The organism is Psychrobacter sp. FDAARGOS_221, from assembly GCF_002313155.2.
Taxonomy (GTDB): Bacteria; Pseudomonadota; Gammaproteobacteria; order Pseudomonadales; family Moraxellaceae; genus Psychrobacter.
The window spans coordinates 2832785-2858171 of record NZ_NWFK02000001.1 but is presented as its reverse complement, the minus strand read 5'-3'; the positions used below and the strand labels follow the sequence as shown (position 1 = coordinate 2858171).

Genomic DNA, 25387 nt, shown 5'->3' with positions numbered 1-25387 from the left:
TCGCTTTATCCCTCCTCATTTAAAATATCACGTTCCATTTTAAGCTGCTTGACTTGCTTCTCAAGCTCTTGGATACGCCGTAGTTCAGGCGTTAGCACTTTACCTTCTGACGGCATGATGCCTTGCTGTTTTTTACGGTATTTGTATACCCAACTCTCTAAGGTTTTATTACTAACACCTAATGAACTGGCTACCTTTGGTATCTTTCTACCTTGTTCTTCAACCAGTTGTATGGCTTCTAGCTTGAACTCAGTACTGTAACGTCCGCGTTTGGGGGGTATATCTTCTCTCCAGTTATGGTGATAGTATAACCTCTTATTGACTGTCCTATTTAATTATGCCACTACATTATAATCTAAGTCTTCAATAGGGCTAAGAGTAGAGGTATATCCATCGCAATCATCGAAACCCCAAGCACTATCCATGTAGTAATAATCACCCAAAAAAACACAGGCTCGTAGCGTCGCTCAACCATATTGATAGAGAAAACCTCACCTGAAAAGTAGGCAGGTATCGTCCAAAAAACAAATAAAAGTCCCCACGCCCAACTCCAACCCATAAGCGTACTGGTTAATAATAAAATAAAAATAATGTATTGTATATAACGACTTTTTAACATGTTTAGAGCCTTATCAGACTAGGTGAAAATTGGAGGGAGTGTCTGAACCTGCGTAATGCCTTACTCTAAATCAAAATGATACGGGCATCAAGCTCTGAGTTTTATCATGCTACCTAGACAAAATAGCAATAAAACTTAAAGTGCGTAATTGTAGTGTTCAAGAATTTAACGACACTTATTAAAAAGGATATCGGTTCAGAAAACGTTCAGAATTATCGTTATAATCATAATCTAAATTAACAATAATTTTTTTAACTCATAAGGTGTATATATGAAAAAGACAATCATTTTAGGTGTGTTAACGTTAACTTTAGTGCAGACTGCCAATGCAGAGTTAGTTATAAATGATAGCTCTACACAACCTCCTACATACAATATCCAACCAACACATACCCACAACTCATCAAGTCACACGCATAATGAGACCCCACATACTCACACGCATGACTCATCAACCCATATGCATGAGCATGATGAAGTGCCTAACTTCGCTCGCAGTGCAACTCAAATGACTGTGGCAGCTCAAGCATTGATCAACAGCTTAAGTGATGACCAAAAGGCAAGCGTAATCTATGATTTTAATGATGATAACGCTCGTACCTACTGGACAAATGCCCCAACAGATAGCCAAAGCAGAAATGGCTTACCCATAGGTCGTTTTAGTATTGAGCAACGTGAGTTACTACATAACCTACTAAAAGCATCCACCAGCTCCCAAGGTTATTATAAAATATGGGCTGCTGTGCAAGGTGATGATGAGTTAAAACGTGAGGGTGAAAACCGTGAGCTTGATAGTGATAAGTTTTTTACTAAAAATCGTAGCTTAGGCGCAATTGGTTATTACGTCTCATTTTATGGAGACCCAACTACCGATAGTAAGTGGGGGTATATGATTACAGGGCATCATCTAGCTGCTAATTTTACAGTTATAGATGGTCAAACCACCTTTGTACCAATGTTTTATGGGTCTGACCCAGCTACTATATCTCAAGGACAACACGCAGGCTATACATTTTTACCTCAAGAGAGAAACCGAGGCTGGGAGCTTTTTAATAGCTTAAATGCTGAACAACAACAAAAAGCACTAATTAATATCGAGTACCCATCGAATAGATTTGGACCTATTGATTTTAAAGGACCAGGTAAAAAAGACGTTCCAATTGAGAATCGTGGTATTAGAGGCGATGAGCTTACAGATGCTCAGCAAAGGCTTTTATGGGTATTAATTGAAGAATATGTTGGGAATGCTGACTTTGATATTGCTGAAGCTTGGATAGAAAAAATTAAACAAGACGGAATAAATAACTTGTACTTTATGTGGATGGGACCGACAGATGGTAGTGAGAAAATATTCTTTAGAGTCAATGGTCCATCTATTTTGATCGACTTCGCTGACCAACGTACAGGGTTTGACTGGAATACACATCCTCATACAATTGTAAGAGATCCATCAAATGACTATGGCGAAGATTGGTTACAACGCCATATTGAAGAGTTCCATAAATAGGCGGTTAGATAGTTTATTATTAAAGCGCATCTTCCATTTAATCGTTTGATAGTTTGTTGGTATGGAAGATGCACCCTAATTTACCAACATTATGCAAAACCTAAATAAAAAATGTAGAAATCTTCATGAGCAAAATCTCCTCCTTTTTTAATGCCATTAACCATCTCTTTAGAAGCACAACAAAACAGCAATGGTTTGCTTTTATTTGCTTTTTGGCAATATTGATTTCATTAGGTGCATTATTACCCGATGAGCTTTCAATCAGACGGTGGTTTGCCGCTTATAATGCAGGGTTGGCACTCACAGCGATGATGATATCCTTTGTCATGGCGACACGCCACGCTATATTGGAGACGCTGTTTGGTGGGCTCGATAAGCTTTATATATTGCATCGCTGGGCTGGCATGTTAGCCGTGGTGTGTATATTTTTACATTGGTGGTTTGTGCCACAACCTATTAATTATCCAGATGCGAGTATGGCATCCATCGGTAGCGATATGGGCGAATGGGCAACATGGCTATTATTGGGGTTGGTTGCCATTAGTTTTTCAGGTTTTATTCCTTATCAAATTTGGAAGTGGACGCATAAGCTGATGGGCATTGTGTTTCTTGTTAGTGTGTTTCACTTATTTTTTGCGGTAAAACCATTTGCATTACTGTCGCCCATTGGTCTATTACTTATGGCAGTCTCTATTATCGGTATTTGGGCTTGGGTTTATTATGCTTTTGGCTTTAATAAGTCTAAGCGCATGTTAGGAAAGGTCAAAGAAATACGTCATTTAGATACGGTGACTGAGTTTTCGATAAAGCCGATTGGTAATACTGTGCACTGGCGGGCAGGGCAATTTGCTTTTATTAATTTTCTAAAAAATAACAACATACCCAAAGAGCCACATCCTTTTACTATCTCATCGTCTATTGGGTCGCATCAAGTTAAGGATAAAAACCTTGTGAATGCACCTAGATTTTCGGTTGCGGGTCTAGGGGACTATACCAAAAAATTAGGAAAGCACATTAAGAAAAATGACTTGGTTGAGCTTGAGATGCCCTATGGCGACTTTATTTTTAACCCCAAGCGTAAAACACAGGTATGGATAGGGGCAGGTATTGGTATCACCCCATTTTTGGCATGGTTACACAGTACAATCAACACCGATAACATTGACGTCTATTTTTATTATTGTGTACGCACCAAGCAAGAAGCCATTTATCATGATGAAATATTATCACTGTTATCAAGCCACCCCAGTATTCACTATCAATTGGTGTTGTCGGAGCAAGCAAGATTAACGCCAGATAGGATTTTGCATGATGTTGCGCATCTCAATAACAAAGACATTGCAAAGGCTGGCGTTTATTTTTGTGGCGGTACTGCCATGCGTGAGAGTATCCGTACCAGACTTATAGAAGAAGGGCTTGCTCCGAATGCGTTTCATTTTGAGCATTTTAATTTTAAGTCTTAACTCTTAATTTGAAGTCTTAACTCTTGATTTACAATGCTTTAGCATATCGATAAAACCCATCCACAGCTTGACCGCTTGCCATAAAATACCCTTAAGGGTTAGGTTTTTGAATTTTTGCGAGAACGCCACCTTCAGGGTGGTTTTCTAGCGAAAAGGTTAAGCCATATAGTTGGGTAATGCGTTCAATAATAGACAGTCCAAGACCACTGCCTGTTTCGGTTTGACCTGCTGGACGATAAAAGCGTTCTTGAATGCGTTTACTATCTTTTTCTGCAATGCCTTCACCATAATCACGCACGCTAATATAGTCAGAGGCTAAGGTTAGCTCAACGAGGTTGTCCGTCTCTTTGCTCCCATCACTTTTTTTATTCTCATCACATTTTTTACTTCCGTAACGAATGGCGTTATCGAGCAAATTTCTAAGCAATAGCATTAACAGCGTATCATCACCTGTTTGCCCTTTTGTTAAAGGTAGCACGGCTTTATCATCAACTAAGATATGTCGTTTTAACGTCACACGCTTTTCACGAGCTTGCCGATGTACGCTTTTTAAGGCTTGATGACTCACCTCAATCCAATCGACATTATCGTTTTGGGTATTCTTATTTATATGGCTGTCACTGCCACTGCCACTGCCACTGTCATTAGCCATGCTATCTAAGCAAGATAACGTAAGCAGTTGTTCTACTAAGTGGGTGGCTCTATCGGCAGACTGAGATATTTTTTGTGCATGATGTTTTTGCTTTTCCCTGTCTTTTGTCATCATCAGCACCTCACTTTGAGCTTTAATCGCTGATAAAGGGGTGCGTAACTCATGCGAGGCATCAGCGGTAAAGCGTTGCTCTTGCTCCATTGTTTTTTTGACTCTTAAAAACAATCTATTTAACGCTTGTACAAAAGGGTCTAATTCATCTGGCACGGTCTTATCTAGCCTTGTTAAATCACTGGCGTTACGTTTGTCTAATTCTAAAGACAAACTTTGCATTGGCATTAAGCCTTTACGAATTGTCCACAGAGCAAATATGATGAGTATGGGAATGGTCAGAAAAAAAGCCAAAGCGATGGATATAATAGACGTTTGGGTAATCTCTAAGCGTTCATCCCATTTACGCCCAACAGCGATGGTGTTGCCATCTGTTGTTTTTAGATAAAAGATACGGTTAGCATCACCATGCCACCAGTGGCTACTATCAATAAAACCCGCAGTGTCTGTTTTTAGGGGAAATTGGCGACCCAATTCGCTGACCATGAGTAGATTATTATGAGTGTCCCAAACAGCAAAGCCTGCATCTAACTGTGAGTCATCCTCTTTTTTGGGTAACACCACATCGGGAATGACATCGTTGTTATATAGACGCTTGTTACTGATGATAGCGTTTAATAAATGTGCCATCTGCTCTATTTCAATGTCATTTTGCCGATTGGTTTCATGAAAAATAGAGACACTCGCTAAGACTAATGCGACAAGCCAAATTAACGGCAAGCCGACCAGCATCTTGCGTAATAGACTGCCTTTAATACTATTTGTATGGGTAATATGTGACATATCATCTAGGGTGCTATGCCACCAAGACTGATTATGCTTTGCGTGAGTTTTTATGATTTGAGCGCTTAGCGACTGGGCGGTTAAGGGTTGAGCATCTAAGGCTTTATCGTCTTTAGACTTCACAAAATAATTCCTAATAGCTGATATTTGCTAACTATAAATATGGCTGATTGATACAAATTATTGATACAAGTTACAGTTATGGTTTTTTATCAAGCTGATACCCCATATTGCGCCATGTCTTAATCAAAGATTTACCAAACTTTTTACGCAGTCGAGAGATATACACCTCTACTGTGTTGCTTTCAATATCATCATCCCAGCTATATAAGCTCTCCTCAATATCAGCACGAGAGAAGATTTTATTTGGGTGCGATAGCAGTAAGTCTAATAATTGATACTCTTGTTTGTTAAGTGCTACCGTATCTCCTTTTAGGGTTGCTACTTTATTGGTGCGATTAAGCGTCAATGCACCAAATTCAACCTCATTATTGCTTTGTCCACGTTGCCGACGACCCAGTGCATATAAACGGGCGACGACCTCTTCTATCTCAAAAGGCTTACAAAGGTAGTCATCTGCCCCTGCATTTAACCCTGCCACACGCTCTGGTAGGGCATCACGAGCCGTCAGAATCAGGACAGGGGTTTTTATCCCTCGGTCTCGCCAGTGGTTTAGCAATGTTATCCCCTCAATATTGGGCAAACCCAAATCTAAAATAATGACCTCATAGGGGGCAGTATCAGGTGCGTGCAAGCCTAACGCACCATCTGTGAGCCAATCCACATTAAAGCCCATATCATTTAAACCACTTGACAGAGCATCGCCAATGCCAAGGTCGTCTTCAAGCATTAGTATTCGCATATTAATCTTCACAGTCTAGAGTTTTTTAAATACTGAGTATAACAAACCAAACTGAAGGGTTTCTGAACCAAGCTAAATCAATAACAAAAAGCCAAATCAATAACAGACAGTCTTAAGTATTCAGAAAACCTTCAGGTTTTACAGATATATTTGCCTCTCTATTTTTTAAACATACAAAACTTTTTAAACATACAAAACTTTTTAAACATACAAAATTCTTTAAACATAAAATTCTTTAAACATAAAATTCTTTAAACATAAAATTCTTTAAACATACAAATAGCGATGGCTATTTAGGCGAATATTATAAAGGCATGTCATGAATAAATCCGCAAATAAACCCATACCAGCGTATCGCAATATATCACCGTATCAAAATATTTCGCTTAAAAAGTGGATGATTGTACCGACCTTATTATTCATCCTATTTTGTTTAAATATTATTATTGCACCTCATGCACAGATATCTGTAGCAAGCTACTGGCAATCACAAATGGACACCTTTTTATTTTTAAATACCGAGGCGTTGACGGTCTTGCCAGCAGAAGTTTGGGGTAATATAAATATGTTATGTAACTATCCCCTAAAATAACACAGCTCAAACGTAGAATTTCTTATAAAATACCCATAAGGAGTTTTAATATGAGCAAACGAATGACTGAGACCCAAATAGTATCCATTTTAAAAGAAGCAGAAGCAGGAATACCTGCTAAAGAGCTGTGCCGTAAGTACGGAATTGCTAATTCGACTTTCTATAAATGGCGTTCCAAGTATGGAGGCATGGAAGCCTCTGATGTTAAGCGACTAAAAGAGCTTGAAGAAGAAAACCGTAGGCTTAAACAGATGTATGCTGATTTAAGCCTCAAAGCGCAAATGCAGGAAGATATCATAAAAAAGCTATAGCGCCTGCTTGTGAGCGCAAAGTCTGGGCTCAAGAATTGCAGGCGCAGTATGGTGTCAGTATTGCATCGAGCTGTCAGGTGGTCTGTATGAGTCGAACCGCTTATTACTATAAGCCTAAGCTATCTGATGATAGTGAGATTATTGATGTCTTAAATGAACTAACAGATAAGCACAATCGTTGGGGTTTCCCAAAGTGTTTTAAGCGTATACGCAAGCTTGGCTATTCATGGAATCATAAACGAGTACACCGTGTTTATAAAGCTTTAAACTTAAACCTACGCCGTAAGTCTAAAAGACGGCTACCAACACGTAACCCCCAGCCGTTAAGTGTGCCAAACGCATTGGGTCATACTTGGTCTATGGACTTTATGAGCGATAAGCTGCACAATAATATTCGCTTTCGAACCTTTAATGTGATTGATGATTACAACCGCGAAATACTCGGCATTGATATTGGTACCAGCATTCCCTCACTCCGAGTGATTCGCTACCTTGACCAGTTAGCCGAGTGGCATGGTTATCCTAAGCAAATTCGTGTGGATAATGGTAGTGAGTTCACCTCTAAAGTGTTTACTGATTGGGCAACGGCTCACGGTATCTATATTGACTATATTGAGCCTGGCTGTCCTTATCAGAATGCTTATATTGAACGGTTTAATCGTAGTTACCGCAATGAGGTTTTGGATTGTTATTTATTCAATGATTTAAATGAAGTCAGTCAACTGACTGAGGAGTGGATCACGGTTTATAACACCGAAAGACCCCATGATTCACTTAATGATATGACACCTGCCCAGTATAGACAGGTGGCTTAATTATTCTACGATGATGTTGTGTTAAGAATGGGGTATTTACAGTTAGGGGATACCTCTGTTCTGTTAATGTTATTGTCCCCAATCTTACTGTACCAAAAGCGAGTATGGCTACTTATATTGGCATCTGCACCTATTGCGACGCTTGCCTCAGCGGTAGGTAAGCATTTATTGGATGTGCCTCGCCCTGGTGCTGTATTAGAGGCAGGACAGTTTGTGGTGATTGGTGACTTTTTGACAGCACACAACAGCTTGCCATCAGGTCATACCATAACTGCATTTACAGGAATTATTGCCATTACTATCGGTTTATTCCCTAAAATAAACAATAAGACGCACGCCATGTGGATGATATTGGGGGTTGTTTTTGCAGGGGTTGTTGGTTTGGCACGGGTGGCTGTTGGTGCACATTGGTATTTGGATGTGGTGCTTGGTGCGTCCTTAGGCTGGTTTTCAGTAATTGTGGGCATCGCTTGGTTTAATAAGTATCATCAGCGCTGGGCGTCCTTGCTAACAGGCAAATCAATGTTATTTATCATTAGTGCACACTTTGTCTGTTCAATTTTACTTCTGGTACGTGCTTATGTGGGTGTCAGTAGTGGTTGGCAGATGCTAATAGTATCGGGTGTTGTTGGCTTGGTTATTGGTCTGTCATTACTCATAGAGTATTTAAGTGATTTAAGTGATCTAAGGTTATTTGCGTTTTACAATGGCAGTGCAAAGCCCTCTCAGAAAATAATAGAATAATATTGACTATCATGGGAAGAAAGATAACGTATTGAGGTTTTGGATACTTTTTTAATATCAGATTTGCCGTTCAGGTTTCCTTCATATTTGGTGGTTAGAATATATAAGGTAAACAGATAATAAGAAAAATAAAAATAATGAAAACCCTTTCTCCACGGGAAGTCAGTCTAAAAGCTGATTTCCTTTTTTTTATTCTAAAAAGCGTTCTCTATCAGGCTATTCAGAAAGTGTTCAGAAACCCTTGCTAAACTTAAAACATCAAAACACAACTGACCTTTTATCTAGCCAAGGAATACATAAATGAATATCACAATCACAGGCAATCCTTTTAGCATCGTTATCATCACCCTTAATGAGTCTGAGCGAATCGAAAACTTATTATCTGATATTGCCAAGCAAACCTACCAAAACTTCGAGGTTATTGTCGTCGACTCAGACAGTGATGACAACACAAGAGATTTAGCAAAAGCCTTTACCAATCGCCTCCCAGACCTGACCGTTCATAATATGCACACCAAAGGCGTCAGCTTAGGGCGGAATACGGGTGCTAAGCTTGCCAAGCATGAACGATTGTTATTTTTAGATGCCGATGTTCGTCTTGAGCCAGACTTTTTAGCCAAAGCAGAGATACATCTAAGTGCTAGTGGTATTGAGGTGGCAGGTGTGTATATGAGTGCCAAAGGCTTGCCACTGCACTATAAGATTGCATATATGGGATTTAATGCGGGCATGTATGTCACGCAATTTGGCTTTCCCACAGCAGTGGGGGCTTGTATTTTATCAACCAAACGAGCGCATCACCAGTTGGGTGGATTTGACCAAGAGATTCAGCTTTGTGAAGACTGTGACTATGTCAAACGAGCGTCTAAGACATGGCGATTTCGATTTATTCCTGTGGCGTTCTCTTTTGACCCAAGACGACTTAAACAAGATGGGTTTTTTAGCACTGGATTAAAATATTTGCATGCAAACGTACGTAGATTCTTCTTTGGAGAGCTCAAAAATAACGAAATTGAATATCAATTTGGTCACTATAACACTAAGCAAAAACCGCTAGAAAGTAAACCTATTAGCAATTCTTAAACACAAACCATCAGCGCAATTTTTAGGCGCAACTTTTAGGCAAAAACCATCATGTCCATATTTATTTTACTTTTGGGTGCTTTTTTTGATGCAGTTATTGGCATTAACCTGTTTGTACACGGTGAGCCTTTTTTACTCACCGCAGGGTATCAGCTATTTCATGGTTCATGGCTTGGTGTATTAGCGGTAGCAATGGGCGGTCTTATTGGTGACCAAACCAGCTTTTTTATTGGTCGTAAAATGGGTGCAAATGCCCAACGCTGGCTGATGGGTTGGCAACCCAAAACCAAGCGTCCCATTGCTCGATTTCGTCTGCTAATGCAAACACAAGGTAACTTCTTGTTGATGTTTGCACGTTTACTAGGACCTGTTGCATGGGTTGTGCCTTTTTTAGCAGGCAGTCAACAAGTCAAATGGCAAAGATTTAGCTTGTTTTCAAGCATCGGTTTGGTTTTAGGTGTTGGGCTTTGGGTATTTTGGGGGTATCTTTTAGCCTCAGGTATCGATACAAGCCTACTGCTTTTCCCTTATTTAAGTGGCTGGTGGGCGGAGCTTAATATATTTTTGATAGAGCATCAAAGTGCTTTAATAATCTTATTATTGGTATTGTTAGTGATGCTAAGCCATCGACTTTGGTCTATACCTTATTATAAAACATCGCTCATAATGGTTTTATTAGGGGGTATTGGCTGGCAAAACTACAGCCATTTTTTTGAGAAAAGTGATAACTTTATTAGCACTTCGCCTTTGGTGTCTCAGCCCCTGCATATAAAAACAAATGATTTGGCACTCTTGCAACAATCCTTAAAACCGCTGTCTTTAAAACCGCTGTCAAACAATAATGGTTTGAATGATAATCTAAAAACCTATGCAGGGCAGTCGTATGGGTATGAGGCACAAGGCATCAATATTATCTTCAGTGGCGACAGCCCAAAAGATTTAATGCAAGCCATGGGCTGGATAGAGAATAAGACCTTCTCTCGTGATGAGCTTGAAATTGGTGACTATTGGCAGTTGCTGAAAAATAAAACACCGCCTGTTTCAGATTTGTTTTGGCAGGGTCAGCCACAAGATTATGCCTATCAAAAGGCGGGCACGCTAAGCAAACGGGTGCATATCCGCTGGTGGTATGCAGGGATAGACCTTGAGACTGGTAAAAAGCGGTGGCTGGGTGCGATTAGCTATGATGATGGATTGGCAGTGACTTTTCATGGCGGTATTCCAACCTTATTACATAAGGTGGATGCCGATATAGATAGCCAAAGAGATAGCTTTGCCCAAGAGGTCGCTCAGCATGCCAGCCATTTAACCACTCGGTTATTGACCATAGGGCAACCTGTTGTTGAGGATGGTTTACACGATTATTTTTCGGATGGTAGGGTGTTGTTGATTTTGTAGGAAACTCCCAAAATTGGGGGCGATTGACAAACTCTGAGTTTTATTATGTCATCTAGATAAAATCACAATAAATATTAAAACGCTGTGTTTGCTATACGGCGTCCAAAGAAATCATAGTGATAATGAGTCGTCACCGTGGTTAAGTTAAAGCCTTTTTCGGTTTATGTTGTGGGGTGTCACCAGCTTCACCCAACCTACTTTCTGAGTATATATTCAGCTAAGTTTAAATATATATTTAACCTTACAAATATGGTATGTCATAACCTTCATCGAGAAATTCTATAAGATACTGGTTTAAGTCATATACAAAATCTTTTAGAGCAATCTTTGTTTCAGTACTATTTTAGAACTGGAAATATAGCCAACTTAATATTTTTATTTAATAAGTCTGGAACAGTTCCGAAAATTAATTCTTCTAAAGTCACTTTCACAATAGTTTCTTTTCTATTCTGATCTTTATATGCTTCAGCAAACTCCCTTTCAGGCCAAATTGGTATAAATTTGTTATCATTTGAATCTGATAAAATGATTAAACCTTCATTTGATAGAAAGAATACTTCTTCGCTTTCTGCAATGGTACTAACAGAAAACTCATATCTCTTATTACTATCAAGTTTTAATATAGACTCATACCTTTTCTGAATATTCATTTCATTCTTCCAATTTTATAGTCTAGATGCTCTAATAACCTCATTCGTTCTCCCTAAGCATTTATTCGAAGAACGTGGTTTATTCTTACGTCCTTTATTATCGTGCCTATGTTGAGTCCGATGTAAACCTTTAGTATTTAAATCTGTATATGTGTAATCGAAACCTTTCTTGCTTTCATGTCCTCTCCAATGAGCCAAATCAAAACCTGGTGGAATTCTTAATCGTCTAGTAATACCTTGTGATTTAAGTCTTTCAACTCTTCGAATTTCATTTCGAACCCATCCTCTAACATATTCTGGTTGATTTGAATCAATAGCTAATGCTCTAGTTTTTTGCTGTTTACCAGCCGTACTCCTACTCAAACGGATCAATCCATCCCGTAGGATTCGGTGCATACTGGAATACCACCAAGTAACCCAATAGGGTCACGGCTGATAAACATCCCTAAATCACTACGAGCATAGCTCTTCGTCTTGCGTCGCTAAAAAGGTCTCCCAGACCTTTTATTCACGCTCCTCACATAATACCTAAACCGATTATAATGCAGACCCGTTTCTCGGTCTATAAACTGACCTTGAAATCTTAACGGCTGAAGCTCATCAACAGAAACAGAAATACTGCTCAATTCAATAGGGTGTAAACAACCTTAGCAGTATTACCATACACCTCATAATCCGCAAGCCAAACCACCTCACCATCATCATTAGTCAGCTCATTGGGCGTACCGAGTTTATCATTATGATAATGATAAACTGTAATATTTGGAATAAGTTTAGGTTCATCTTCCCAGCTTTCTCGCTCCGCCTTCTTTATCTCATCATTGGCGGATTTTAATAACTCATCTTTTAACCAAACCAATCTCGCTACTGGTTCAAACGAGTTTTGCTCATAGATGGTGGTAAATGTATGGGTATCGGTTTGTTCTTGTAGTTGCCTGTTACCATCCCATAGGAAACGCACGCTTGCAAACTGTGTTTTATCTTCTTGTATATGATATTTATGTATTCTTGAATATTGACGATTAATCAGCTTGGTTTTAACTTGTGTTTGACTGTTTTTAGCAATACGTCTGCCAAAGGTGTTGATGTATTAATAATCGCTTATACACAAAAAAGCTGGGCTAAAAGCCCAGCCTACGCTAGCTAAACACGATACAAGGTTGGGCATACCAACTCACCCCGAAGCGACAGTACTACCGAAAACTTGAAGTCGATGAGTTTTGGACGTATGTAGGCAAGAACAAGCGTAAAGTCTGGCTTATTTATGCCTATGACCGCATCACAGGTGAGATAGTCGCTTATGTATGGGGTAAAGATTTAAAGACAGCTAAGAAGCTTAGAGCCCCTCTCAAGCAACTTAAAGTTGACTATGGGTATATAGCTATGGACAGCTTTATAACTGCTTTTAAAGCTGTCCATAAACGAGTTGGTAAACAACATACTGTTGGTATTGAAGGCAATAACTGTCGAATAAGACAAAGATTAAGACCAGCCGTTAGAAAAACTTGTGGTTTCTCTAAAAAGTTCGATAATCATTTTAAGAATTTTGATATGCTGTTCTGTTATATTAATTATGTCTAATGTCAGCATACTTTTTGAAACACAACCAGATAATTTAATTTAGGTCATCTATTGATATATTATCAATAGTTAGCTCTATTGTATCTATAATACATGAATAATACGATCGGTCTATTTATCGTGTATATGGTTTGACTGGATTAAATAGGAAGGTAATGTCAAGCGTGCAACCAACTCCTGTCTTTTCCTACTTTGGTCACAAAATGGTCACCATTTGGTCACCGAGCATTTGGTCACCGTAGTTTAGCTTAAACCATCATTAGAATTTCTTAATAGTTTTTCACCCCTTAAACATCCAATAAAAGATATTAAGAAATATGAAAAGTCATTGATATCAGTTTCATCCTCAAGTTTCAGAACCACTAAATCCCTTACTAACAAAGACTTTTAAAGCAAACACCTAAAACCATCACCCACAAAAAAACCCCAAACTAGGGGAAGTTTGGGATTGAAACTTGTTTAAACGACAAGGTTTAAATCTGTTTTAAAATATGGCGCAGCGGACGGGACTCGAACCCGCGACCCCCGGCGTGACAGGCCGGTATTCTAACCAACTGAACTACCGCTGCTTAGGTCGCTTTAGAATGTTTAGCCACTTTCTAAAGAAGTGATACTCTATAAAGAGTGGTGGGTGATGACAGGCTCGAACTGCCGACATTCTGCGTGTAAGGCAGACGCTCTACCAACTGAGCTAATCACCCTTTGTTTCTATCTTAATAACATTTTAGAAACTTGCTAAGAAGCTAGTTTTTATAACTAAGCTCCGTTGCTGTGGATGTGTATTATATAGATTTTAATCTGGGTGTCAAACCTTTTTTTGCACTTTTTTTAAAAAAGTTCGATTTTTTTAAAAAAGCTTTGATTTACCAAGGATTTTACCAAATATTCGATCTATTTACTATTAGCTCACAACTCTGAATGGACTGATAACTTTATGCAATTTACATATCCAACATCAATCTGAGTAGTGTTCACCCATTTATACAACATCTGATTGAGTGAACACTGAACAAACTTAATTAACGCTCACCTAGGCCTTCAGACAAGGTTTTGGTAATTGGCTTGGTTAAGTAAGATAATACCGTACGCTCCATTGCCTTAATATCGACACTTGCAGTCATACCAGGCTTAATGACAATCTCGTCACCGCGATCAGCAAACTCTGCTTTACCTATTTTGATCAACACACGGTAATAAGGTTCTTCGCCTTTCGGTGTTTTCTCAATTAAGGTATCAGGACTGATATAAGTAACTGTACCATTCATCGCACCAAAGATTGAGAAGTCGTAGGCATCTAATTTAACTGATGCTGCTTGCCCTTCTTTAACATAGGCAATATCTGCGGGGCTCACTTGAGCCTGTACAATTAAGTCACTGGTAGTCGGTAACAGCTCCATAATAACTTCACCTGGCTTAACAACACCACCGATAGTGGTTATATTAATGCTGTTTACCTTACCATCTTGTGGAGACAATAGACGCTTTTCTTCAAGCACTTGTGAGCGGTCACGTAACTGCTCCATCTCACTGTCTAACTCTTCTTGCGCTTTGGTCATTTCTGCCTGCGCTTCCTCGAAGTATTTATTACGCTTGTTATTAATTTGTGCTTCGATATCGGCAACCTGACGGCGTAGACGAATAACGTCAGCCTGACTCACGTCACCATACTCAAGCAGTGGCTCGTTCATGCTTAGCTCTTGCTTAGCCAATACCAACATTTGCTCAAGTGAAGACACTTCTTCATCAATCGCTTGCTTACGGCGATTATAAAGGTTGGTCTGATTTTCTACATATTCAGGGTATTTATCCAGTCTGTCTGGGAAAACCAACGGTCTATCAAAGATTTCTGCATTCAGACGCGCTAATTTAGCTTGCAACGCAGCCGTTTTAGTCGCTGAGTTATCATAAGCCGCTTTTGCACGTTCTTCCTCAAGCACTACCAAAAGCTCGCCTTTTTTGACATCGTCACCTTCAGCAACCAAGATTTGGGTTAACACACCGCCCTCTGAGGCTTGGATTTCTTGAGTACGCGCACTGGCAATAACGGTTGCTTTGGCGCGGGTTACTTGGTCGATTTTGGCAAAATATGCCCACACCAACAATATAATAATACCCGTTAGGGCAATCCAGATAGTGAGGCGCGCACGGCCAACTTTTGGCTTAGTGGGAGTGTAATGATATTCAGACATGCCTACTTCTCTTCAGATTTGGGGTTGATAATAATGGTATTGGGCTTGGCTTTGGTCGTATTTTGGCTTGCTGCTTGTTGAGATTGAGCACTGCCATCAGCATTAGCGCCAGATTGGTTTTTAGCCGCACCAGACTGATTGGTTGTTGCTGACTCAGAGGCCGGTTTAATCACGATCTGAGACGCTGAGCCGGCTGCATTATCAGGCTTAACCGTTGGCTGCTGGCCCTCTGGATTAGTTGATGTTGCTTGATTAGCAGATGCGCCAGTATTAGCTTGAGGCCGAGCTGTTGGTGCTGCCGGATTGCTAGGACCTTGCGTATTAGGACCCTGATTGTTAGGCCCTTGTGGCCCTTTAGGCTGCTGTGGCGTTGCTTTAAGCGCTGCAGGTTTATTCTTCTGCATCAGCTGCTCCGCCCCGCCTTGACGCTTGGCTTGCTCATTTTGCATTAATTGCTTTAACACGGCCTCTTTAGCACCATCCATTACGATCTGATGGTTATCCATGATAATAATGCGATCAACCAGATCCAATAAAGCAGTTTTGTGGGTTGAGACAATTAAAGTCTGCCCATCTTGTAGCTCATCGCGTAACACTTGCAAACAACGCTGCTCTTGGCGATTATCCATTGAGGCTGTTGGCTCATCAATTAAAAATACTGATGGCTTTGTTAATAACAACCGAGTGAAAGCAACCAGCTGCTTTTGACCACCTGACAGGCCACGACCACCTTCACTAATAGGCAAATCCAAGCCGCTTGAGTGATTGGCGACCAAGTTAATCAGACCTGTTTTCTGTAGCGCATCATGCAACACATCATCGTCTGGAGCTGGCATACCAATCAGTAAGTTTTCACGTAATGTACCTTGGAATAAGCGGTGATCTTGTTGCAGATAGCCAACTTGTTCACTTAAAGCCTCACGGCTAATTTGCTGAATATCCAAGCCATCTAATAAGATACGGCCAGATGTCGGTGCATATAGCCCTGACAATAGTTTCAATAAGGTTGATTTGCCAGAACCAATAGGACCCAAGATTGCAATACGCTCACCTGGCTGGATAACCAGTTTTTTGATAACTACCGCTGGACGATCATTACCTAAATAATTAAATGTCATATCATCACATTGATAATGACCACGAATCTTAGTTGGTGATAAAGGATAGTTAACACCATGGTTGTCTTGCTCTAATTGAAAAATAGATTCAATCATGCTGCGTGCTGCTTTCGCATGCGAGTACTGAACCAATAAGTTAGGAATAGCCATAACCGGCGCTAACACACGGCCACCTAAAATAGAACAGGCAATCAAGCCCCCCATTGTCATATCACCATTCATCACCACAAAAGCACCCATAATGACAATACCGACATAACTGGTCTGTTGTAGCATTTGAGTAGAATAGCTTAAATAGTCATTGGCGTGTTTCATATCTAGGTCATTTTTGATTGTGATATTCATCACATCTAACCAACGTGATAAGAACTTCCAGCTACCTGCACCGGCTTTAATGGTCTCAACACCTTCTACCGTCTCAACCAATAAACCTGTCTTATAATATGAAGCTTGTGCACCTTCAGCAGCAATGGCATCGATACGTTTACGTGCAGATAAGCCCATTATAATAGCAATAATTGACGCCAAAATGGGTACCAGCGCCACCAAAGGTGAACCAATATAAGCAATTAACGATAAGAAAATGATAGTCATCGGTAAATCAACTAGCCCGAATAAGGTACTGGCTGTGAAGAAACTTCTGACCTGCTCATAACTACGCAGCTGAGCCGCCATTGAACCCACCGATCCAGGCATTTGGTCAATACGCACTTTTAATAGGCGTTGGAACACTTCACGTGATAAATACTGATCTAAACCAACGACCACTTTATCCATAATCTTAGAGCGCGCAAACTTCATGAATGCTTCAAATAGAATGAATAGTGCAACACCACTGGCTAAGATAATTAAGGTACTTACCGCTCGGGTTGGAATGACGCGGTCATAAACTTGAAGCGAGAATAAAGAGACGGCGAGTGCTATAAAGTTAATTAAGAATGAGGCAATAACCGCTTCAATGACCACACCTTTATATTTAAACAAGTCTGTTTTTAGTAAAGAGGTGAAAGTCGCATTACGCTTTTTGACATGATCTTCTTGCAAACGCAAGCGTAAGATAAGTTTGACCTCATCTAACATGACAGCGCGTGTTTGCTGCTCTTGACGCAAGTTCCAAAGGCCTTGCGGCGTTTGGCCATCAATAACACCCCAACCAAACCGTGCATGATAAGCCAATAACGGCAAAAAAGCAGCATCTGGCTGCTCTAAAATTTCAGGTGCTTCTTCGACACCAAGGCCAGCCAATACACCAACCACACCGCCTAAGGTATTGATACCACGGCCCTGCTCAATCGCTGTTTGATTGTCATGCTTTCTGATGACATCCTGTAGTCGGATATTATCAATGGGATAGCCTTGCTGACTCAAAATATGCTTTAACGCATCTCTTAAGGATTCAGCTGTGGTTAAATCGCTGGTATGTACCAACTCACCTTTCGAGGCTGAGCTTGCTGCCATATTGTTATCTGATGGGTTTTGGTTATTACTCATAATAAACACTTATTAATATAATTTTGTCGCATTCGCTTGCTCTAAGCTACCGAATAGGAATAATTGGTGCACAATAACACCAGAGATTTGAGGTTGCTTTAACCCTTTACTTTAGGCAGCTTAGCCTTAATTTGTCGTTGCAGAATCAACTGTTACAAAATCACCAGGCATTTCAGAACCTGCTACTGAGTCAGTAACAGTATCATCTAACATGTCAGTTTCAGTGGTATTAGTTGGCGCTGTCTCAATCCATTCATCTGGCTTAGACGCTAGATCGGCACTGTTTAGTTGCTCTGAGTTGGTAACTTCTGCCGGTTCATCTTCTGGAAAACTGGCTTTTGGCTTATTTATACCTGGGAATACTGGCTCAGGTGCCGGCTCAACTACTTCTACATAATCTGATTCATCCGCTACTGTCACTACCGATGTCTGTTCATCATATGCTGCCTTAGCACTACTGGCTACTGCAGCGTTGGCGACTGCATCCTGTTCATCAGCTCTTAGCTCATCCACTGCGGTTGCATCTTCTGCCATTTGTGCCACTGACACTTGTGTCGGCTCGCTAACGGTCACAGCTGGAGCCGATGACACTTCAACGGCATCTGGCTGGACAACGACTGGCTGACCCTGATCATCAATCATAATGTATGAGCCATCTTCAAGCTGCTGCTCAACTGAGGCTGGTAACGCGATATGAACGTAATCATCATCACCATAGTCGCCTAAGCTACCTAAGTTATTTAAGCCACCCGTATTGATGTTGGTCGTATTATAGCCACCAGAATTATAACCACTGTTGTCTGCCTGACCATAACCAAAGCGACTGGTATTAACTGTTTTGGGTTGTTTGTTCATCCAGTCTTTAACCGGATCAATTGCATTAAACATTTTCACCGGTTGGCGGTTTTGTGAAAATCTTTGCTGCCATGGCATTAAACTAAAATCAACTTGTAGCTTGTAAAATGAGCCTAAGATATTAGAGCGGGTTTGTACCAAGCGAATTTGATAATCACTTAGCTCACGAACCGCGTTTAGCACTTCAAGCCAGCTTTTACGACCGGCAATAAACTGACGCTGGTACGACTCTAAAACAATTTGAGCACCGGCAACTGCCGAAACCAATGACAGCTCACGACTTTTAGCACTGGCAAACTGCTGATATTGAATCTGGATGTCTTCCATTACCCCACGTTGCGCGGCATCTTTACTTTGAACCAAGCTTTTTACACGTGCTTGTGATGCACGGGTCAATGCAAAGTTTGAGAAGCCAGCACCGGGCTGATAGTTTAGACCCACAAAGAAACGACCATCATCTTCGTTATTGTCATGATCGAAGGTATGCGTATATTCTGCAAATACGGTCGGGAATTTAGAAGCATTTTGTGCTTTAACTTCTTGTTTCGCTGATTCAATTTGGAACAGCTCTCTAACCACAGTTGGGTTATAAAAACTGGCTTCACTAAAGGCCATACGTTCAAACCCAGCTGAAGCTACTTTTGCTTGCTCTACCAGTTTACTTAAGCTTGGCACATTATGCTCACTACCCGCTGGTAGCGGACGCCCTGTAATCTGTTGCAGTCGTGCCTCAGCAATATGTTGCTGCTCACGAGCCGCTTCATAGGCGTTGGTTTCTTGCAAAATACGGTTGGTCACCAAGTCTAATTCAATACGGGCTGAAACCCCTTGGTTAACTCGGCGCTGCATCATCTGCTCAAAATTACGTAATTGGGTGAGGTTTTCTAGATAAACGCGCTGTTGAGCAACAGAATCGATATAAGTCTGCCACGCTTCAATAGTGGTCTTTGCCACATCGTTTTGTTGGGCATAGATATTTTCACTTGCCGCTTTATCATCAAAAATAGCCTGGTTAACATTGGCCGTCAGACGCCCACCTGTCCACAATGGCTGACGAATACCAAGCTCTGATACCAAGTCATCATTATCGTTATAACTGGTGGTAACACTGGGTGTCGGCAGTAGGTTTAATTTAGCCGCGCTAATGCCTTCTGCCGTCGCCTCACGCTCTGCTTGCGCAGACTTGACTAAGGGATGGGTCTCAATGGCTTGTGATATTAACGAGTTAATTTGTACATCAGTGATGACTGTATTGGCATAGGTAGGCAGAGAAACCCCTGTCATCAACGCCATGGCCAGTAGCAGTTTAGTTTTTAATTTATTTGGACGAAACATCATAATGTATTAACTTTTTGATTGAAGGATAAAGCGTTATGGAAGCATAACTTTCTTAAATACCGTTAAAGCACAGTCTAATGAATAGGCATCATGGCTACAAAGACCAATGTGAAGCAGGTATCGCTTAGCTGTCACAACTTCTAACAACACAACATAGTATATTAATTTAACAGTCATTTTATGACATTATATCAACACAGAGACTTAAAGTGCCGAATAATTTATTAAACGCAACGTAATTTTTAACAGTAAGTTTATCATTACTGCTTAATCAGCGTTTTTATCATTCATGACTTATCGTTCTGCATTGTATAGTATTTTTTTTAACAATGACAAATTATCGCAAGCAATTGCTTTAAACGGTCATTGCAAAGCTAATGTCTTTTAACTCTAATACAGTGATTAAGGCACCGTATCTACCCTTACCACCTAAAAGATATTGCTAAAGTGGATAACAACTAAAACTACTAAGCACTAACGTTAAGCTGTTGAAGTACTTCACCGATGGTATGAAACGAGCCTGATACCAAGATTAAATCGTCTGGCATAGTCTCAGTAATAGCGGCCATACCGGCTTTGGCTACGCTAGCATAACTGCTAACAGACTGTTGATGCTGTTGTAATACTTCACTTAACTGCTGTAAGCCAGCGGCACGCGGGTGATCTATCTCACCGATATACCATTGACTAATGAGTAGCCCAGACTGTACTAATAGCTCTACAACCTGCTCAATATCTTTATCAGCCAACATCGAAAACACTAGATGCAGTTTAGCCTGCGGATATTTGGCTAGGTGCGCTTGCCATAACGGCTTAAACTGCTGCAGTAAGAAATTAACACCTCGCTCATTGTGAGCAACATCGAACAACCAATGCCGCTCAAACAACTGACGTTGATCAAAACGCCCTGCCAGTTTCACCTGTTGTAAGCCTTGCTTGATATGTGCACTATTAATCTTCAACTCACTGGCAAGTAAAGCGGCAACTGCATTGGCCGTATTAAGCAGTGATAACTTTGGCTTTGGCAGCTGCAAGGTGACATGAGCACTGCTAAATTGCCACTGCGACTGATCGGCTGATTCTGTAGCTGTGTCAGTGTCCATTTCACTATCTACTAATGTAAAGTCATAGTCCTGCTGCAGTTGATAGTAAGGACAGTTTAACGCCTCAATGCGCTGACGCACAGAGTCCGGCATATCGGGCTCACCATAAACTAGAGGAATACCGTCACGTAAAATTCCTGCCTTTTCATAGCCAATTTTCTCACGTGTGTCACCAAGCCATTCAACATGGTCAATGCCAATATTGGTAATCACAGCAAGATTAGGATTAATGATATTGACCACATCTAAGCGACCGCCAAGCCCAACTTCCAGTACCCAAACATCACATTTGGCTTGCGCAAAAATCAGCATGGCAGCCAAGGTGGTCATCTCAAAAAATGACAAGGTCAATTCACAAGCTAAGCGCGCTTGCTCGACTTGATAAAACGCATCAATTAAACGCTGATCACCGACGGGTTGACCATCAATACGAACGCGTTCGTTAAAGTCGATTAAATGTGGTGATTGATACAAGGCAGTTTTATAGCCTGCCTGCTGACAAATCTCACTAATAATGGCTGTGGTTGAGCCTTTGCCATTGGTGCCTGCAACCGTAAACACATAGGCATCTTCTTTTGCTGATTGTAACAATCCCAGCTTTTCGGCAACCGGCAACACCCGAGATAACCCCATGTCAATCGCAGACACATGAATTTGCTGCATGTAATAAATCCAGTCCGATAACGGGCTGGCTTTGGTAGGTGCTACATCTGGTGTGGTTTGGGTATCTTTAGTCACAACAATTCTCAATTAAAAAAGCAATCGCTTTGAGTGTCGATTGCTGTTGTTAAATATTAGCTAGGTTCAGTTAAGCGCTATCTTGACCATTATACATGCATCAGCTTAGCAAGCAGTCGATAGATGGTGTCATTTAATTGATGACGATGTACCACCTGATCAATCACGCCATGCTCTAGCAAATACTCTGCACGCTGGAACGGCTCTTCTAATGTCTCACGCACTGTTTGCTCGATAACACGTTTGCCGGCAAAGCCAATCATGGCTTTTGGCTCTGCCAAGTGAATATCACCCAACATGGCCAATGAGGCAGTAACACCGCCATATACTGGATTGGTTAACACCACAATATAAGGAATACCGGCCAAGCGCAATCGCTCTACTGCTGCACCTGTACGTGCCATCTGCATTAACGACAGCAGACCTTCTTGCATACGCGCGCCACCGGAAGCAGCAAAACAAATCAATGGGATTTTCTCTTCAAGCGCTTTTTCAGCCGCTTCTACAAAGCGATCACCGACAACCGACCCCATTGAGCCGCCCATAAAGCGAAAGTCAAAGGCACAGCACACCACATCTAGATCACGCACTTTACCTTTTAACACAATCAGCGCTTCTGTTTCACCGGTTTTGTCTTGCATTTGCTGCATACGTTCTGGGTATGGCTTACTGTCTGTAAAGTGCAAAGGATCTTTACTTTGAAACTGCTGACCAAGCTCGGCATCCACTTGATCTAAAAAGCCGTTTAGCCGCTCACGTGCAGTCATCGCTAAGTGATAGTCACAATGTGGACAAACATAGCAATTAAAGATAAGCGCCGTGTTGGTTGTCATTGAATGACATTGCGGGCACTGTGTCGAAGGCTCGGTCTCAACCGCCGTCAGCTGCGGTAAGCTATGACGCTTGACCCGTGGTACCGGTCGTGAAAGCCATGTACTACACTTTTGTTCCGCTTTATCAAGGGTTACGGTGTCCTTACTGTCATCCTTTTCCATAATCTTCTCTTTATTTTTTATTAATGAACTTATTGTTTTATACGTTGTCTTACAACCTGTTTTAAAACTGACCTAGTCGCTATTAACAACTAAGCTTATCTTTTACAGTGAATAAAACGACGTTGCTTTACTTTTTTTAATTGGGCTATTAAAGAATAATTGGGCTATTATCAAAATACAATAGGCAGCACCACTTAGGGTGAGCCTATATTTAACCGACAAATTAAAGCACTGACATTATAACTTAAAGCGAGTCTAATGCTTGGCGTAGCTCATCCATTTTTGCCATTATTTTGGCTTGGGCGGCGGCAATTTGCTCATCACTTGAGTCACTATCAAGGCCAGCGAAGTTTTTGACCAGCTCACTACCAACAATCACACCATCGGCATATTGACCAATTGCAGCGGCTGATTTGCCATCACGAATACCAAATCCAACACAAATTGGTAAATCAGTTTCTTGCTTAATCGCCTGAACCTGCTCGCCAACCGCTTCGGTATCTAAGCTTGCCGATCCTGTCACCCCTTTTAATGACACATAGTAAATATAACCACCACAATAGGTCATCACTTGCTTACGGCGCTCAGGCAAAGTGGTTGGTGCAAGTAAGAAAATCTTATTCATCTCATGCTCAGCCAAACGCTGAACAAAATCACCCGACTCAGCCGGCGGTAGATCAACCACTAACACCCCATCCACACCCGCATCCTGACAGGCATTCATAAACTTATCGTAGCCAATAATTTCTATCGGATTTAGATAGCCCATAAGAATAATAGGCGTTGTGTCATTGGTCTCACGGAACTTTTTGACCATGGTCAGTGCTTTTAGAGTACTGGTACCGCCAGCCAAAGCACGCTCACCTGCTAAGGCCACTGTCGGGCCGTCAGCCATTGGATCTGAAAAAGGAAGGCCGACTTCGATCATATCGGCACCATGCTCTACCAAATCGTGTAATAGACCAACAAAGCTATTCGGAGACGGATCACCGGCCATCACATACGGAATCAAGGCCTTTTTATTTTGTTGTTTCAGTGCTGCAAATGTGGTTTCAATGCGGGTCATGAGTTTCCCTTAATTAATCTGTTTTTATGTTCTGTATTACGAACTTAATTTGGTTATATAGCCGTCAGCAATCTATAGCTCAATGCCTTCTGCTTTCATAACAGAGTGCAAGTCCTTATCGCCACGGCCTGACATATTGACGATAATCGATTGCTCAGGCGTCATTGTCTTAGCAAGCTTTAAGGCATAAGCGACCGCATGCGCTGACTCAAGCGCAGGGATAATACCTTCTTTTGAAGTGGCTTCATGGAAGCCCTCTAGCGCTTCTTTGTCAGTACAACCCACGTATTCGACGCGCTTAACATCTTTTAAGAAGCTATGCTCAGGGCCAACGCCTGGATAATCTAGACCAGCAGAAATAGAGTGGGTCTCTAGGATTTGACCTTCGTCATCTGCCATTAAGTAGGTACGGTTACCATGTAACACGCCCACTCGACCGGCTGCAAGTGGTGCTGAATGACGACCGGTTTCGATACCATCGCCAGTTGCTTCAACACCATACATTTTGACATCGGTGTCATTTAAAAACTCATAAAACAGACCAATGGCATTAGAGCCACCGCCAACACAAGCTACTAACGCATCCGGTAATTTGCCGGTTTTCTCGAGGTGCTGAATACGTGCTTCTTTACCAATAATGGCTTGGAAATCACGCACTAGCAGCGGATATGGGTGTGGACCTGCGACGGTTCCGATAATGTAATAAGTGGTATCGACATTGGTCACCCAGTCACGCATCGCTTCGTTCATCGCATCTTTTAGAGTACGTGAGCCTGAATCGACAGCCACAACTTTTGCACCCAGCAGACGCATGCGATATACGTTCATTTTTTGACGTTCAACGTCATCGGCACCCATATAAATGATACATTCAAGGCCCAAGCGTGCCGCAATGGTAGCGGTCGCCACACCATGTTGACCAGCACCTGTTTCGGCAATAATGCGTTTTTTACCGCTCATTTTTGCCAGTAGTGCTTGACCAATGGTATTGTTAACCTTGTGCGCACCAGTGTGGTTTAAGTCCTCACGTTTAAAATAAATCTGAGCACCGCCTATCTCATTACTTAATCGCTTAGCATGATACAGCGGAGTCGGACGGCCCACATAATTGATCAAATCATTATGGTACTCTTGCCAGAATTTAGGGTCTTGTTTGACCTGATAATACAAGGTTTCAAGCTCTTCTAATGCCGCCATCAATGTTTCAGACACAAATCGACCGCCATGAATGCCAAAATGGCCACTGGCATCTGGAAACTGGTTGAAGTCTTGAATATCATCCAACTGGTCGTTATGGGGTACATTATCAAAATTTGTCATAAA

At 41.2% G+C, this 25387-nt stretch carries 22 protein-coding genes, 2 tRNA genes and 1 pseudogene; 8 read left to right on the top strand and 17 right to left on the bottom strand.

Annotation, left to right across the window (positions count from 1 at the left end; translation table 11 throughout):
* Positions 1-5: 5 nt before the first annotated feature.
* Together A6J60_RS12020 and A6J60_RS12015 are read right to left on the bottom strand one after the other, a co-directional pair.
* A complete protein-coding gene (locus A6J60_RS12020) occupies positions 6-281 on the bottom strand; it encodes a transposase (protein ID WP_096066180.1) in 276 nt (91 codons plus the stop codon).
* A 74-nt stretch (positions 282-355) separates the two neighbouring features.
* Positions 356-619: a hypothetical protein gene (locus A6J60_RS12015; RefSeq protein WP_096066179.1), complete on the bottom strand. Its 264-nt coding sequence runs from the start codon at positions 617-619 to the stop codon at positions 356-358.
* A 271-nt stretch (positions 620-890) separates the two neighbouring features.
* Between A6J60_RS12015 and A6J60_RS12010 the strand changes: the two genes are divergently transcribed.
* Entirely contained in the window at positions 891-2126 is a 1236-nt protein-coding gene (locus A6J60_RS12010; protein ID WP_096066178.1) for a DUF3500 domain-containing protein, read from the top strand.
* A gap of 125 nt (positions 2127-2251) precedes the next feature.
* Positions 2252-3589, top strand: coding sequence for a ferric reductase-like transmembrane domain-containing protein (locus tag A6J60_RS12005; protein ID WP_096066177.1), 1338 nt, complete (start codon positions 2252-2254; stop codon positions 3587-3589).
* 91 nt (positions 3590-3680) lie between these two features.
* Here A6J60_RS12005 and A6J60_RS12000 read toward each other — a convergent pair whose 3' ends face one another.
* Together A6J60_RS12000 and A6J60_RS11995 are read right to left on the bottom strand one after the other, a co-directional pair.
* Positions 3681-5258: a histidine kinase dimerization/phospho-acceptor domain-containing protein gene (locus tag A6J60_RS12000; RefSeq protein ID WP_096066176.1), complete on the bottom strand. Its 1578-nt coding sequence runs from the start codon at positions 5256-5258 to the stop codon at positions 3681-3683.
* A gap of 76 nt (positions 5259-5334) precedes the next feature.
* Positions 5335-5997: a response regulator gene (locus tag A6J60_RS11995; protein ID WP_096066175.1), complete on the bottom strand. Its 663-nt coding sequence runs from the start codon at positions 5995-5997 to the stop codon at positions 5335-5337.
* Between the two features lie 319 nt (positions 5998-6316).
* On the opposite strand from A6J60_RS11995, the gene A6J60_RS11990 reads away from it, so the two are divergent.
* The 5 genes from A6J60_RS11990 to A6J60_RS11970 all read left to right on the top strand — a co-directional run bounded on the left by A6J60_RS11990 (position 6317) and on the right by A6J60_RS11970 (position 10940).
* Positions 6317-6589, top strand: a complete 273-nt coding sequence (locus A6J60_RS11990; protein ID WP_096066174.1) for a hypothetical protein — start codon at positions 6317-6319, stop codon at positions 6587-6589.
* 50 nt (positions 6590-6639) lie between these two features.
* Positions 6640-7715 (top strand): IS3 family transposase gene (locus A6J60_RS11985; protein ID WP_413772355.1). Its coding sequence is split into 2 segments (ribosomal slippage): positions 6640-6895 and positions 6895-7715, totalling 1077 coding nucleotides; the frame shifts between segments, so codons are not numbered across the junction.
* 27 nt (positions 7716-7742) lie between these two features.
* Positions 7743-8459: a phosphatase PAP2 family protein gene (locus tag A6J60_RS11980; protein WP_096066173.1), complete on the top strand. Its 717-nt coding sequence runs from the start codon at positions 7743-7745 to the stop codon at positions 8457-8459.
* 300 nt (positions 8460-8759) lie between these two features.
* On the top strand, positions 8760-9542 hold the full coding sequence (locus A6J60_RS11975) for a glycosyltransferase (RefSeq protein WP_096066172.1): 783 nt from the start codon (positions 8760-8762) through the stop codon (positions 9540-9542).
* 51 nt (positions 9543-9593) lie between these two features.
* The gene (locus tag A6J60_RS11970) at positions 9594-10940 is read left to right on the top strand and encodes an LssY C-terminal domain-containing protein (protein WP_193778065.1); all 1347 of its coding nucleotides are present in this window, start codon (positions 9594-9596) and stop codon (positions 10938-10940) included.
* Positions 10941-11278: 338 nt separating this feature from the next.
* Here A6J60_RS11970 and A6J60_RS11965 read toward each other — a convergent pair whose 3' ends face one another.
* The 4 genes from A6J60_RS11965 to A6J60_RS13550 form a co-directional block, all read right to left on the bottom strand.
* A complete protein-coding gene (locus A6J60_RS11965; RefSeq protein WP_096066170.1) occupies positions 11279-11590 on the bottom strand; it encodes a DUF2750 domain-containing protein in 312 nt (103 codons plus the stop codon).
* A 15-nt stretch (positions 11591-11605) separates the two neighbouring features.
* Positions 11606-11986, bottom strand: a complete 381-nt coding sequence (locus tag A6J60_RS13750) for a polymorphic toxin type 8 domain-containing protein (RefSeq protein ID WP_102993972.1) — start codon at positions 11984-11986, stop codon at positions 11606-11608.
* Between the two features lie 86 nt (positions 11987-12072).
* Positions 12073-12216 (bottom strand): RHS repeat-associated core domain-containing protein, encoded by a 144-nt coding sequence (locus A6J60_RS13555; RefSeq protein WP_227526146.1) that lies wholly within the window; start codon positions 12214-12216, stop codon positions 12073-12075.
* Positions 12213-12551 carry an RHS domain-containing protein gene (locus A6J60_RS13550; RefSeq protein WP_227526145.1) on the bottom strand — a complete coding sequence of 113 codons (339 nt, stop codon included), beginning with the start codon at positions 12549-12551 and terminating at the stop codon, positions 12213-12215. The genes A6J60_RS13555 and A6J60_RS13550 overlap by 4 nt, the downstream gene beginning before the upstream one ends.
* A 182-nt stretch (positions 12552-12733) precedes the next feature.
* Here A6J60_RS13550 and A6J60_RS11950 point away from each other — a divergent pair.
* Positions 12734-13171, top strand: a pseudogene (locus A6J60_RS11950) (IS1 family transposase); the annotation flags it as partial.
* Between the two features lie 492 nt (positions 13172-13663).
* Here A6J60_RS11950 and A6J60_RS11945 read toward each other — a convergent pair.
* The 9 genes from A6J60_RS11945 to trpB form a co-directional block, all read right to left on the bottom strand.
* Positions 13664-13740 (bottom strand) — tRNA-Asp (locus A6J60_RS11945).
* 56 nt (positions 13741-13796) lie between these two features.
* A tRNA-Val gene (locus A6J60_RS11940) sits at positions 13797-13872 on the bottom strand.
* 318 nt (positions 13873-14190) lie between these two features.
* A complete protein-coding gene (locus A6J60_RS11935; RefSeq protein ID WP_096066167.1) occupies positions 14191-15360 on the bottom strand; it encodes an HlyD family efflux transporter periplasmic adaptor subunit in 1170 nt (389 codons plus the stop codon).
* Positions 15361-15362: 2 nt separating this feature from the next.
* On the bottom strand, positions 15363-17969 hold the full coding sequence (locus A6J60_RS11930) for a type I secretion system permease/ATPase (RefSeq protein WP_096066166.1): 2607 nt from the start codon (positions 17967-17969) through the stop codon (positions 15363-15365).
* Positions 17970-18095: 126 nt separating this feature from the next.
* A complete protein-coding gene (locus A6J60_RS11925) occupies positions 18096-20162 on the bottom strand; it encodes a TolC family protein (protein WP_096066165.1) in 2067 nt (688 codons plus the stop codon).
* 467 nt (positions 20163-20629) lie between these two features.
* Positions 20630-21928 (bottom strand): bifunctional folylpolyglutamate synthase/dihydrofolate synthase, encoded by a 1299-nt coding sequence (locus A6J60_RS11920; RefSeq protein ID WP_096066577.1) that lies wholly within the window; start codon positions 21926-21928, stop codon positions 20630-20632.
* A 164-nt stretch (positions 21929-22092) separates the two neighbouring features.
* Positions 22093-22998, bottom strand: coding sequence for an acetyl-CoA carboxylase, carboxyltransferase subunit beta (gene accD / locus A6J60_RS11915; protein ID WP_096066164.1), 906 nt, complete (start codon positions 22996-22998; stop codon positions 22093-22095).
* Positions 22999-23242: 244 nt separating this feature from the next.
* On the bottom strand, positions 23243-24064 hold the full coding sequence (gene trpA, locus A6J60_RS11910) for a tryptophan synthase subunit alpha (protein WP_096066163.1): 822 nt from the start codon (positions 24062-24064) through the stop codon (positions 23243-23245).
* 72 nt (positions 24065-24136) lie between these two features.
* A complete protein-coding gene (trpB, locus tag A6J60_RS11905; protein ID WP_096066162.1) occupies positions 24137-25384 on the bottom strand; it encodes a tryptophan synthase subunit beta in 1248 nt (415 codons plus the stop codon).
* Positions 25385-25387 lie beyond the last annotated feature (3 nt).